The sequence below is a fragment of the Lishizhenia sp. genome, assembly GCF_057456495.1.
On sequence record NZ_JBVCPV010000072.1, the window covers coordinates 1 to 12,963 of the forward strand.

Here is a 12,963-nt window from a genome sequence, read left to right on the forward strand (position 1 = left end):
ATAGTGGGAGTTTTGGTCTTAAGTGCTATCATCACTCCTCCAGATTTCATTAGTCAAATCATTGTTTCTATTCCAATACTTATTCTTTACGAAATAGGTATTATCCTTTCTAAAAGAGTTGAAAAAGAACAATTAATCAATCAAGCGTAAAGAATAATAAGCAAAATTAATTTTTAGTTAATTTATAAGCCTCTAGGGATACTATTTATTGGGGAAAGCATTAACTTTAACCCTGTAAATGAAAGCGCTACTTATCCTCATTAATTGTTGTTTAGTCCTTTTTGCTTTTTCACAAACCACCAAAGTAAGAGGAAAGGTTTTCGATGAAGAAACGAAAGAGGCTATCCCACTGGCAAAAGTATTTTTCCAGGATACTAAAACTGGTACAACCACAGATTTCGATGGAAACTTCTCTCTCGAAAGTTATTACGTTTCCGATTCTTTAGTCATCAGAGCTTCAGGCTATCAAACCTACACGCTTTATGTAGATACAGACTTGGAGGAAGAACAGACTTTCAATATCGCCTTATCACCGGTAATTCTGGACATGGAAGAGGTACAAATCCTTCCTCCTGATGAAGCACCTTCCACTATCCTACACAAGAAAATTGTACGCAATAAAAAGATTAACAACAAAGAGAAATTAGAAGCTTACGAGTTTGAATCCTACAACAAAATACAATTAGATTTAAACAACTTAGGGGAAGATTTTGAACAAAGAAAAGTAATTCAAAAACTAGATGTTTTGGCGGATTACCTCGACAGTGATACTTCAGGAAAAATACTTCCTATGATTATGTCTGAGTCTTTCTCTAACTTTTATTACCGCACGAATCCCAGCCGTAAAAAAGAAGTTATGATTGCCTCGCGTGTTACGGGGGTAGACAATTTAGAATTGAGTCAGTTCACAGGTGAAATGTACCAAGACATCAATGTTTACGACAATTACATTACCATTTTCGACAAATCATTTATTAGCCCAATAGCTGGATTCGCACGAAGTTTCTATTACTTCATTTTAGAAGATAGTGCCACGATAGATGGAAATTGGTGTTATAAATTGAGTTTTAGACCCAAAACTAGAGGTGATCTGAGTTTTGTGGGAGAAATGTGGGTACATGACACAACCTATGCTGTAAAATCATGGCAAGCCACAGTAGCCGAGAAAGCCAACATCAATTTTATTAAAGACTTCTACATAGAGCAAGAGTTCGATCAAGTAGAAAAAGAAGTTTGGATGTTAACCCGCGATAAATTAGTGATTGATTTCAACGTTACAAAGAAGTCTCAAATTGTTGGTTTTTATGGAAGAAAACTTACTACGCGTAAGAAATTCGTGATTAACAAACCACATGATTTAGACTTTTATAAATCCAATGATAACGTAGAAGTTGCTGATGATGCCACTGAAAAATCCGAAGCTTTTTGGAAGGAGAACAGACATGAACCTTTGAGTGAAACAGAAGAAGGAATACAAGTAATGGTAGACTCTCTGAACAACACTCGTTTCTTTAATGCGGTTAAGAATACAACCTACATGCTTACCACGGGGTTTTATCCTTGGAAAAAAATTGAAATCGGTAACTACCAAAGTTTAATTGGCTACAACCCTGTTGAAGGAATTAGAAATCAACTTCAACTTAGAACCTCTAACAATTTCAGTAAACGTATTGAGTTCAGCGGGAAATTAGCCTATGGATTTAGAGACCAACGATTTAAATACGGCGGTAAAGTTAGGTACAACATCACCCCTAAAAAACGAGGAATACTTTCTCTCTACTACAATTATGATATAGAGCAAATCGGTTTAGCGCCGAGCGCTGCAGATGTTGGAGCTACCTTTGGAGCACTATTAAGAACCGCTCCTTTAGACAAACTAACCTTCGTTGAACGTACGGGGATAAAATTAGAGAAGGATGTTAAAAAGGACCTTATTTTAACTTTTGGAACCGAATGGAAGGAGTTTACACCTTTAGGAAAAGCAATATACCAGCGAAATACACCCAGTGGAATAGAAACCATAAACCGACTTCAAACTACTGAATTCACGATTAAAGTGAGGTATGGTAAAAATGAGGAATTCTTATCGGGTTCCTTTGATAGAACTTCCTTAGGTTCTAAATGGCCAATTCTATCTTTCCAGACGGTAGTAGGTGTTAGAGGAATTCTAGGAGCTGATTACAACTACCAAAAGTTTGAAGGTCAAATCCTACACAGTCCTAAAATAGGTCTATTCGGTAAATTGAATTACAACATTTATGCGGGAATCATTGAAGGAAATGCCGCATACCCTTTCCTTAAAGTACACGAAGGGAGTCAATCTCTATGGCTACAAACAGAAGCTTACAATAAAATGGACTTCTTTGAGTTTATCTCTGATAAGTATGTAGGGATGCACTTAGAGCACCATTGGGATGGATTTATTTTAGACAGAATTCCATTAATCAGAAGTTTTAAATGGCGTATGGTTACCAGTGCTAGAGGAGTTTACGGTAGTATTTCTCAACAGCACATAAAAGAAATGATACTTCCTCCCAATACCAAAATGTTTGGAAACATACCTTACGTTGAAACGGGAATAGGAATAGAAAATATTTTGAAATTTGGTAGAATAGATGCCATCTGGAGGTTAACTCATTTAACCGACGGTAGGTCACCCTTTACGATAAGAGCACGATTTGTTTTCAGTTTTTAAAGGAGAAAATTAAATTTGTGAGATAGCAATACGCAACAAAGAGCTGATGAAGTTAAGAACGCAGGAGATTAAGAAAAGCTACAAAGGAAGAAAAGTAGTGAAAGGGGTAAGTATAGAGGTAAACCAAGGAGAAATTGTTGGTTTATTAGGCCCAAACGGTGCGGGAAAAACAACTTCATTTTACATGATTGTAGGTTTGGTTAAGCCTGACGAAGGAAAAGTATTTCTTGATGCAGATGAAATTACCAAAATGCCTATGTATAAGCGTTCTCAATTAGGTATCGGTTATTTACCGCAGGAAGTTTCAGTATTTAGAAAGCTAAGTGTTGAAGACAACATTATGGCTATTTTGGAAATGACAGCTTTGAATAAAGCTGAACGTCATGCCAAATTGGAACAATTGATTGAAGAATTCAGCCTCGGACACGTTAGGAAAAACTTAGGGTCTCGACTTTCTGGTGGAGAAAAGCGAAGAACAGAAATTGCTAGAGCCTTGGCAACGGACCCGAAATTCGTTTTATTGGACGAACCATTTGCAGGAGTTGACCCAATTGCTGTAGAAGATATTCAAAGTATCGTAGCTGATCTGAAGAACAGAAATATTGGTATCTTGATTACCGATCACAACGTTCAAGAGACGCTTTCTATTACAGACAGAGCTTATTTGTTATTCGAAGGGCAAATCTTAAAATCTGGAACAGCTGAAGAATTAGCTGAAGATGAAAAGGTTAGAAAAGTGTATCTTGGTCAAAACTTTGAACTTAGAAAAAAGGTTTAAGATGAAAACAATACTGCGCTACTTCCCGCTTCTACTTCTATTTCTTAGTGCATGTTCTAAAACATGTGATTTACCAGAAAATGAAAATACAGGACTTATTGTTGAGGATGTACTCATCAAATCAAGCAATCTTCAATCTCCTTTGGATGACGGAGAAGGCGTAATTATTCGTTCACAAGACATGAATGAGGATTACGGAAATTGTAGCGTAAGTTTTGACGGTGGAGACACCTTTCAAGCTATTGATTTTGGCACCTACTCTCTTATTGGGACACGTACTAGCACCTTATGTTCAACTACTTTTTTGCGCGATGTTCAGAAAGACGATATGGGGAATTTTATCAATTACTCCATTACCATTAACGAATGCGATGAAGGGTGTGATTTCTACGTAACTACTATGAATTGGGTGTTGATTCCAGCTGTTGATAGTTCTTATGAAATTGAAGTCTTTTTGTTCTAAAAAATTCGACAACTAAAGATCGCGGTATCATCTACATAATCCTTTTTACCTCTCCATTCATCCAACTTCGAAAAGAGTAGATTATTCAAGTCTTCCATGTTCAAGGGATAATAATTACGTATCAACTTTTTCAACCTTTCCGTTTCAAAAAACTCTCCTTCTTCATTTTCTAACTCAACTACTCCATCCGTGTATAATACAAGCGTAGAATTAGAGGTTATCTCAACTTCATCTTGTTCTAAGAAAGGAATCTCATCCAACATTCCAAGACCTATACATCCCTTATCTAAAGATTTAGACGTTCGACCATTTGTAATAAAAGGATGATTGTGCCCCGCGTTGATATAGGTAAATTTACGAGTAATAGAATTGTAACGACCGATAAAGAAGGTGATAAATTTCTCCCCTTTAGCCCCTTGCATTACCTTTTCATTTAAAGCATGAATGAGGTATTTTAAATCTAATTTACCCAAGGAAATTAGGGTTCTTAATGTCGCCTGGAAACTTGCCATCAGCATAGCTGCTCCAATTCCCTTTCCAGAAACATCTCCTATACATACAATGAATTCATCATCAGAAATACGAATGAAATCATAATAATCTCCCCCTACTTCATGTCGTGATTTATAGGTAGCGGCAAGATCTATACGTTTATCTGATGGCAAATGTGATGGAAATAACAAACGTTGCATCTCTCTAGCCACTTCTAAATCTTTGCGTATACGTTCTTGTTTTAATTCTTCTTTCGCCAAACGCTTGTTTTCTATCGCCACCGCAATAATATTGGTCAAAGTCTGTATAAAAGACAAATTCGCTAAAGTTGAAGTTGGTTTTAAGGCATGGTCTTCTACCCCCGAAATCAGTAGAAAAGCCAACGCATGGTTTCCTTGAATAATAGGAACGATAAAATCAAAATCATTGATCACTTTAATGTGACTGGATTCGATTACTGTAATCTCTTTGAAACGGAGAAGGTCTTCTTCTACATCCACGTCTTTCACTCGTCCTTTGTAACCTTCTTTGATCAAACACTTCCATTGTTCGTCTTTATTAAACATCACAAAGCGTTGAAAACCGAGTTGTTCTTTGAGTATAAAAGTGTAGATACTCACCAAGCTTTCCACCGATAAATTATCGTTGATACTCTTGGTGATCTCCAACAGCGAATTGAGCTTAATATCTTTCAATAAAAGCTCGTCTTCTAACCTATGGAATATCTCATCTTCTATCATAAATTCTCTATGATTTCAGGTAAGCGTCTTACCGCTGCCATTTCTCTATATACCACTCTTAATTCTTGACAAGGAGAACCAAAATACGATTTACCACCTTCCAAACTTTTGGAGATTCCAGATTGTGCCATTATCACAGCTCCTTCACCTATGGTAACATCGCTTGCACAACCAACTTGTCCCCAAATCGTTACCTTATCCTCTATATTCACACAACCCGCTATTCCTACATTTGCAGCGAACAAGCAGTGTTTTCCTATTTCAGTATCATGACCAATATGTACTTGATTATCCAATTTAGATCCCTCACCAATTATTGTGAGAGAAGAAACTCCTGCATCTATAGTACACATGGCACCTAACTCTACATTAGACTGTAACCAAACACCACCGCAGGTATGCATCCTATCGTATGCTTCACCTTTCTTTTTGTAATAAAAAGCAGAATGCCCCACAACAGAATTAGGACCTACGATTACATTTTCATCTATGCGTGTATTATCCATGATAACAGCACCGGGATAGATAATGGATCCGGCTCCGATTTGTACATTCTTCCCTACAAAAACATTGGGGTAAAGAATTACACTCTCGTGAATATCACTCCCTGAAGAAATCTCACCTGATTGCGCTTGAAAAGGTCTAAAATGCTTTGTTAAACGATTAAAATCATCGAAGGGTGCATCTGAAATCAACAAGGCTTTTCCTTCTGGAAAATCAACTTCCTGATCAATTAAAATTGTAGTAGCGGCACTGTTTACCGCTTTTTTGTAATACTTGGGGTGGTCAACAAATACAATATCTCCCTCCACTACTCTGTGGATTTCATTCAATCCTTCAACTACATGGTTGGGATCTCCTATAAACTTACAATCAATGATTGCTGCGATTTCTTGCAGGCTGTATTTGCGTTCTAATTTCATAACCCGAGTTTACTCCAAAATGGAATTTCAAGTATAAAGTTAAGCCCTATTCACCGCGCTTTATCAACAATTCTAAAAGGTTTTACGCTTCAACATGTTAATATCTACAATTGAACCTTTTTACAACAGAAGTGTACCGTTGCAAAACACAAAAATTATGAAATCAATATTTCTCGCATTAAGTACTTTGCTTTTCGTAAGTACGCATGCACAAACAGCAAAAATCAATCTAGAAAAACATCATTTATCTTACCAAGAAAGTAGCTCCGCCAAGCTTCACAACTTTGGAATACCCAGTGATTTTGAACCTGTAAGTATGTACGACACTTTAGAATACTATCAACGAGGTTGTATTATTGCACACAAGAAATACAAAATCAATTCAAATTATTTAGATACGCTTTGTGACATTGACTTCATTAAAAATTATGAAGCTAGTACTGATGAAATCAATGAAAAAATGTTAGGCGGTCATGTTATGGTAAATTTCGATCAGTATGAAAACGAAAGAAAGCAAAGAAGTCAACAACCCAAGAAAAGCAGCATTCCTTGGTACTATGGTCTTTTTCTATTGGCATTTCTTCCCTTCATCAAGTTAAAACAGCATGAAGTCTAAAATCTTCACCGGCCTTTTCTTACTTCTTTATTTTGTAGTGCTTCCCTTCCCTTATTGGACTTTCAATTTAAGGGAGGGGCTTTTCTACCCTATTTACTCGAGATTTCTGAAGTATGTCGCGGAACTACTTCAATTGAACTACTCTTCCCAATTTCTCTCAGATGGCGCACTCCAGTACTTATCCCTCGCTTTAATTTTCGTTTTGAGTATTATCCTCTTTTACTTTTTGACAAAGCTCAGAATAGACACGTCCAAACTTGAAAAAACACTCACTTTTCTTTACAAAATCAATCTACTTATCCTCTCTTTTTTCATGGTAAAATATGGATTGGATAAACTCATTGGCGGACAATTTAACATTGTAGAAGGAAATCTGCTGCATAAGGAACTAAAAGACTTCTCCAAAGACTTGTTACTTTGGGCTACTCTACAAAGTTCTGAACTTTTTAACTACGTAACAGGAGGTGTGGAAATTATTGGTGGACTCTTTATATTAAACACCTACACCAGAAAACTCGGACTTTTAGTCTGTACTACCTCCCTTCTTTTCGTTGTTTTACTCAATTTCAGTTTTGATATAAACGTAAAAATTCTCTCCCTTTATTTACTTGCACAAAGTATTTATGCTTGGGGAGCCTACTATAAAAACTTACAAAATCTTCTTTTGCCAAGAACTGAAATTATTGTTTTAGACAAGGAATCTTCGCCGCATCAACTCAACAAATGGGTAATTTCATTTTTTCTCCTTTTTTTGATTTCAGAAGGAGTCATCCAACATTTAAGTTCAACGAAAGACAGACCAGAATGGGCCAAAAGTTATGAAGTGATTGGAGAGAACAATTACTTTATACACATCCATTCAGACGCTTTTATCATAGAAGAAAAAGATGGAGTTTTTGAGAGTAATGCTTTTCAAGTTTTGAACGCAACCCCCACAAAATTAAGGTTTAAAACTACAGATGTTGTTCAACTCATCCTTTCTGATAGCACTTCTATTTATTGGGTAAAAAATCAAGACACCCTTGAAATCGAAGTCATTGATTTTAGCCACACTCCTTACCTACAAGACGACTTTCATTGGACCACGGAAGGCAGTTTGGGGGTAAAATAGTTTGAGGGTTTGTCTCTCGACTGCCGCTCGAGAACCTTATACATTTTAGTTGAAGAAAAAATAATCGTCTTCATTGCAACCAATCATTGAGTTCTTGAATCGTTGAATTTTCAAATCCTTAAATCAAAAAAGGGCCACCTCATCTGAGATAGCCCTTTCAATATTTGATATGCTAAAGCTTAGTACTTCAACAATTTTGTTAATTCTACTTCTACTTTTTCCGCGTTTGGTAATAAAGTCGCTTCTAAAGTTGAGTTCAATGGAATCGCTGGTGTATCTATAGATCCACAAAGTCCAACTGGAGCATCCAAATGTTCGAAACACTCTCTTTGGATTCTTCCTGCTAATCCTAAAGTGAAACTAGCTTCTACAGACTCTTCTGTAACTAACATCATTTTGTTGTGACGTTTCGCTGCAGCGTAAATTGTATCCATATCTAAAGGACTCAAGGTTCTCAAGTCAATGATCTCTACTCTACCTTCGTATTGTTTAGCCGCTTCTAATGTCCAGTAAACACCTCTACCGTAAGTTACCACAGCACAAGATTCACCATTTGCAATCGCTTCTTCCGTAGCTTCTGTAACGATACGTGCTTTTCCAAAAGGAACTACATAATCCTCATCTGGTTCAATAGACATTGCGCCTTCAGTTCCAGGAATCTTAGACCAGTATAAACCTTTGTGCTCTAACAAGACTACTGGGTTTGGATCGTAGAAAGCAGCTTTCATCAATCCTTTTAAATCTGCCCCAGTAGATGGGTAAGCGATTTTAATACCACGTATGTTTGTCAATACAGATTCTACACTTGAAGAGTGGTAAGGTCCACCAGAACCATAAGCTCCAATAGGAACTCTAATGATAGAACTTACTGGCCATTTTCCGCCACTTAAGTAGCAAGATCTAGACAATTCTGTAAACAACTGGTTTAAACCTGGCCAGATGTAATCAGCGAACTGTACCTCTACGATAGGTTTTAAACCTACTGCAGACATACCCACTGTAGAACCAATAATGAAGGCCTCTTGGATAGGAGTATTGAATACTCTATCATCTCCAAAGGTTTGCGCTAAAGTAGCTGCTTCTCTAAACACACCACCTAAACGACCACCAACATCTTGTCCGTATAACAAACTCTCAGGGTGTTTCTCCATTAATTCTCTAACGGCAAACAACGCACTATCAACCATGATAGTTTTCTTTTTCCCTTTCGGTTCTCTTTCTCCTTTTTCTTCTGTGATTGGCGTTGGAGCAAAGTAATGATCTGTAACAGATTCTGGAGATGGATCTTCTGCCATAGCAGCTTTTTCATACACCTCATCTACCAATGCTCTAACATCCGCTTCAGTATTGATGATATCTGCCTCGCTTAAACCAGCTTCTCTCGCCAATTCTTTGATCTTTGGATATGGATCACGTAATGCAGACTCTTCTAAATCATCTCTGTACCATTCTTTACGTACACCAGATGTGTGGTGACCTAATAATGGAACTTTAGCGTGTATAATGAAAGGTCTTCTTTCTTTACGGATAATTGAAATTACCTCCTCAACAGTTTGGTAACATTCTTCGAAGTCTGTACCATCAATAGTTCTTACTTCTATCCCTTTAAAACCTTTCGCATAATGCGTAATATCTTGCGCTCTTGTTTCTTTAGAATTTGCTGAAATATCCCACTCATTATCTTGTACTAAGTAAATGATAGGGAACTGCTTTAATGCAGCCATTTGGAAAGCTTCAGAAACTTCACCCTCTGTACAAGAAGCATCTCCTAAAGAACAAACTACAACTGGATTTTCTCCCTTGTAATCTTCCGCTAAACCTTGTTTCTCTTTGTATTGAACTCCCATCGCAACTCCTGTCATTGGAATAGCTTGCATTCCAGTTGCAGAAGATTGGTGAGGAATTTTTGGCATATCATCTCTGTTTAAAGATGGATGCGAGTAATATGTTCTACCTCCAGAAAATGGCTCATCTTTCTTTGCGAAAATGTGTAACATTAATTCGTAAGGAGTGATACCAATTCCTAAAAGAATACTGTCGTCTCTATAGTATGGAGCTACCCAGTCTTGAGGTTTTAGCTGCATACCCATTGCTAATTGAATAGCTTCGTGACCACGAGATGTAGCGTGAACGTATTTAGATGTAACCTCTTTATTTGCTTCGTATTTCTCTGCCAATGTTTTAGCAGTACACATCAATTCGAACCCTTTTGCGATGTTCTCCTTTGATGTTTTTATCTTTTTCTTTGAAGTTTTTGTTGACTTTGTTTGTGCCATTTGAATAATTCTTCTTTGAGGTCGCTAAAATACTAATTTCAGCCGAGCTAAGCAGTCCTTTTAAAGATAGAATCTCAATTTACTCAGATGTCTTTTCCCCAACCTATCTGAAGTTTTATGTGTAAAGCATTCCCCAACAAAGCTTGTTTCTTGTTGATTTTGTAATCAAAAACCCGCTCATCAGAATTGTATGCATTGAGGGCAAACATATAATTCACTTCGAAATTAAATTGTAAAAATCCAGAGCGTATAAATCGAGGATGATAATAACGTGTTATACTTAATGCCGGCCCTAAATAACTCGTACTTTGCAGTTCAGGTACCGTGTATATATAACCTGTGTTGTTATAGTTTTCGAAATTAAACACACCTGTTCTAATTCCACCCCGCATCCCAAAGTGGAGATCATTATCCGACCATTGAAAGACTCTGTACCCTAATGCATACTCAAAGGCTGGAGCAAAAGCACCCCGTAATATTTGATCTGGCTTTTTCACCATGACAAAATTCATGAGTCCGCCTACTCTAACCCTATCGAAATCTAAAGTCAAACTAACCCCTAAACTATTGCCCAGTGCCTTTTTATTATTTTGGTTAATAAAGACACTTGATTCTAAGGCAAAGCATCCTTTTTGCTCCAACAAAGCCTGTCCACTACTCACCGAAGTAAGCAGGGTAAAAAGCCACAGTAGAGCTTGCCTTTTCATCTTTATTGTTTTACGAATTTCTCTTGCGCCAATACTTTATCAGCCTGAATTAACTTTAGCATATACATCCCTTTCGCCAATTTACTAACATCTAAATTTTGCTGTAAATCTTGCGCATTCACGGGAATGGTTTGCAACAATTTCCCTTCTAAATTGTACAAGGCAAATGTGGCATCATTCAACAATGTCCCCAATGACAATGTTAAATTATCGGATGTCGGGTTGGGATAAAGCTGCAAATAATCTACTTCTTGATTACTTAAACTATTGGTTGAATTTACACTTACTTTAAAATCATCAAAATAGAAACCATCTCCTGTTGTATATGTATCTGATTGTAATAAAAATCTAACCATGATTTTCTCCCCAAAATAATCCGACAAGTCAATAAATTCTTGTACCCATTCACTTTGAACACCATCATAAAGTGGCATACCTACAGGTTGAATAGATCCATTATCAGAACCTGGAACAGTATACAAACCACACTGTGCTTGCCAAGACGCTCCGTAGTCAGTACTCACCTGAAATTGAACAAAATCATAAGATTTTTCGATATCCCATTTGGCATAAAACGAAATATTTGCAAGATCAGCACCTGTAAGGTCAATCGTATCATTCAATACCAATTCATTGATGATATCATCTTGGTAATTTCCATTCGGAGAGTCTGTCATGGAATAATCTGCAGAATAAAACTCTGTTTGCGATGGACTCCAAAGGCCTAACCAATTCGTATTTGAACTTGATGAAACCGCGTCTTGGAAAACAACATTCACACTTCCGTAGACCTTTTGAATACGCACTTTTTTTACATATCCTCCAAAATCTAAATGATACTCATAAACAATGGCATCACCCAATTGAAGATTGGATGCTAACTGATAGCTAACACTACCCTGTGCTGTCGTATTGATGGCTATATCATGGGAATTTCCGTTTCCAACACTTTGAATCCCTTGTATTGCATGTACACTCACGTCTATAGCTCCATTGTCAAGCCCTAAACGACGCATTTCATAATCGAAACTACCCGCTGATGCCGTTATAAAAAGTGGGCTTTGATCTTCTATCGTTGCATATTTATGCGTCAATAATCCCATGGTTAAATTCGGGTGCAACATTTCTTTACAAAAACCTTCAATTTGACTCGCTGGCGCCCAAAAACCGTTACTCACTTCGGGGGTCATCGCAAAAACACCATGATCTTTATACATGTAGTCATCAGAATCTCCCGAGGCGGGATAGAGTCCAGAACTTTTCATCGCTTGATAACCGTTAAATTCAGCCATGTGACTACTGTAATTTTGAAAATAATCGTGATCTACCGCTAACTCAGAAACTGTTGAACCTATAGGAAATAAAAGCAAATCACCATGTGTATGTGCGTTAAAGGCGAATTCTATAGAATGATTTTCAATGAACCATTTCATGATTTGGGTCTCATTCTCAGAAAAAGGTCCTGTTCCTGGATACACATCAGAATTTGTATTTGTCAAATCCACCCCTGTGGTTCCCCATTGGTAGTTATAGTTTCTGTTTAAATCCACTCCTTTGTTGAAAGTCCCAACATTTCTTCTATTCTTTCTATGCATTCCACCTCCATTTGGATTCGTGGTTTCATTGTAGATATAACCGTCTGGATTTATCATAGGAATAAAATAGAGCTCTGTATTATCGATCAAATAAGTGATTTCTGGATTTGTCCCATAATTCTCCAATAAATACCACATGTAGTAAATGTTTTGGATAAGAGAACCTGGCTCTCTTGCATGGTGTATTGAAGTATACAAGACTTCTGGTTCAGCTTCGTCTACAGTTGGGTTATCGGATATTTTAACCATATAGAGTGGTCTTCCTTCTAATGTTGTATTTACTGGACTAGCAGCAACTCCCGCTTTTTGTGTAATTAAATTAGGATAGGCCGCATACATCTCATCAAGCTCAGCTAAAAACTCATTGTAGGTAAGATAGCCCGCATAACTCCCCTGATGAAAATTAGAGGGATTTGTGATCGTATCTAAAGCGTTTTGGCCACATGAAGTATTCTTTGCTAAAGGTGCCGTACTATTTTGAACATAAAAAGCACTAACATCTTCTATAAGCACCTCCACTTGAAAACCAGCATTAACAACAGCCTCTATTTGCTCTGTGGGATACTC

At 37.1% G+C, this 12,963-nt stretch carries 10 protein-coding genes and 1 pseudogene; 6 read left to right on the forward strand and 5 right to left on the reverse strand.

All coding sequences use genetic code 11. The features are described 5' to 3' along the window. From AC22ZQ_RS06890 to AC22ZQ_RS06905, 4 genes and pseudogenes are all read left to right on the forward strand, one after another. Positions 1 to 150: pseudogene (locus tag AC22ZQ_RS06890) on the forward strand (twin-arginine translocase subunit TatC); the annotation flags it as partial. Between the two features lie 88 nt (positions 151 to 238). Further along, positions 239 to 2,695, forward strand: coding sequence for a DUF5686 and carboxypeptidase-like regulatory domain-containing protein (locus AC22ZQ_RS06895; protein WP_318958048.1), 2,457 nt, complete (start codon positions 239 to 241; stop codon positions 2,693 to 2,695). 46 nt (positions 2,696 to 2,741) lie between these two features. Beyond that, positions 2,742 to 3,473 (forward strand): LPS export ABC transporter ATP-binding protein, encoded by a 732-nt coding sequence (gene lptB, locus AC22ZQ_RS06900; protein WP_318958049.1) that lies wholly within the window; start codon positions 2,742 to 2,744, stop codon positions 3,471 to 3,473. Between the two features lies 1 nt (position 3,474). After that, positions 3,475 to 3,936 (forward strand): hypothetical protein, encoded by a 462-nt coding sequence (locus tag AC22ZQ_RS06905; protein ID WP_318958050.1) that lies wholly within the window; start codon positions 3,475 to 3,477, stop codon positions 3,934 to 3,936. On the opposite strand, the gene AC22ZQ_RS06910 is transcribed toward AC22ZQ_RS06905, so the two are convergent. Together AC22ZQ_RS06910 and AC22ZQ_RS06915 are read right to left on the reverse strand one after the other, a co-directional pair. Further along, positions 3,933 to 5,168 carry a GAF domain-containing SpoIIE family protein phosphatase gene (locus AC22ZQ_RS06910; protein ID WP_318958051.1) on the reverse strand — a complete coding sequence of 412 codons (1,236 nt, stop codon included), beginning with the start codon at positions 5,166 to 5,168 and terminating at the stop codon, positions 3,933 to 3,935. The two genes, AC22ZQ_RS06905 and AC22ZQ_RS06910, sit on opposite strands and share 4 nt — an antisense overlap. Further along, positions 5,165 to 6,091, reverse strand: a complete 927-nt coding sequence (locus AC22ZQ_RS06915; RefSeq protein WP_318958052.1) for an LpxD N-terminal domain-containing protein — start codon at positions 6,089 to 6,091, stop codon at positions 5,165 to 5,167. Before AC22ZQ_RS06915 ends, AC22ZQ_RS06910 begins: the two co-directional genes overlap by 4 nt. 157 nt (positions 6,092 to 6,248) lie before the next feature. Between AC22ZQ_RS06915 and AC22ZQ_RS06920 the strand changes: the two genes are divergently transcribed. Both AC22ZQ_RS06920 and AC22ZQ_RS06925 read left to right on the forward strand, forming a co-directional pair. Continuing rightward, positions 6,249 to 6,707: a hypothetical protein gene (locus tag AC22ZQ_RS06920; protein ID WP_318958053.1), complete on the forward strand. Its 459-nt coding sequence runs from the start codon at positions 6,249 to 6,251 to the stop codon at positions 6,705 to 6,707. Between the two features lie 313 nt (positions 6,708 to 7,020). Further along, complete coding sequence (locus AC22ZQ_RS06925) at positions 7,021 to 7,818, forward strand: hypothetical protein (protein WP_318958054.1); 798 nt, start codon at positions 7,021 to 7,023, stop codon at positions 7,816 to 7,818. Between the two features lie 179 nt (positions 7,819 to 7,997). Here the strand turns inward: AC22ZQ_RS06925 and AC22ZQ_RS06930 are convergent, their stop codons facing one another. From AC22ZQ_RS06930 to AC22ZQ_RS06940, 3 genes are all read right to left on the reverse strand, one after another. Then, positions 7,998 to 10,094, reverse strand: a complete 2,097-nt coding sequence (locus AC22ZQ_RS06930) for an alpha-ketoacid dehydrogenase subunit alpha/beta (protein WP_318958055.1) — start codon at positions 10,092 to 10,094, stop codon at positions 7,998 to 8,000. Between the two features lie 83 nt (positions 10,095 to 10,177). Beyond that, positions 10,178 to 10,801, reverse strand: coding sequence for a hypothetical protein (locus AC22ZQ_RS06935; protein WP_318958056.1), 624 nt, complete (start codon positions 10,799 to 10,801; stop codon positions 10,178 to 10,180). Positions 10,802 to 10,803: 2 nt separating this feature from the next. Further along, a partial coding sequence (locus AC22ZQ_RS06940) for a M14 family metallopeptidase (protein WP_318958057.1) occupies positions 10,804 to 12,963 on the reverse strand: 2,160 nt, incomplete at its 5' end.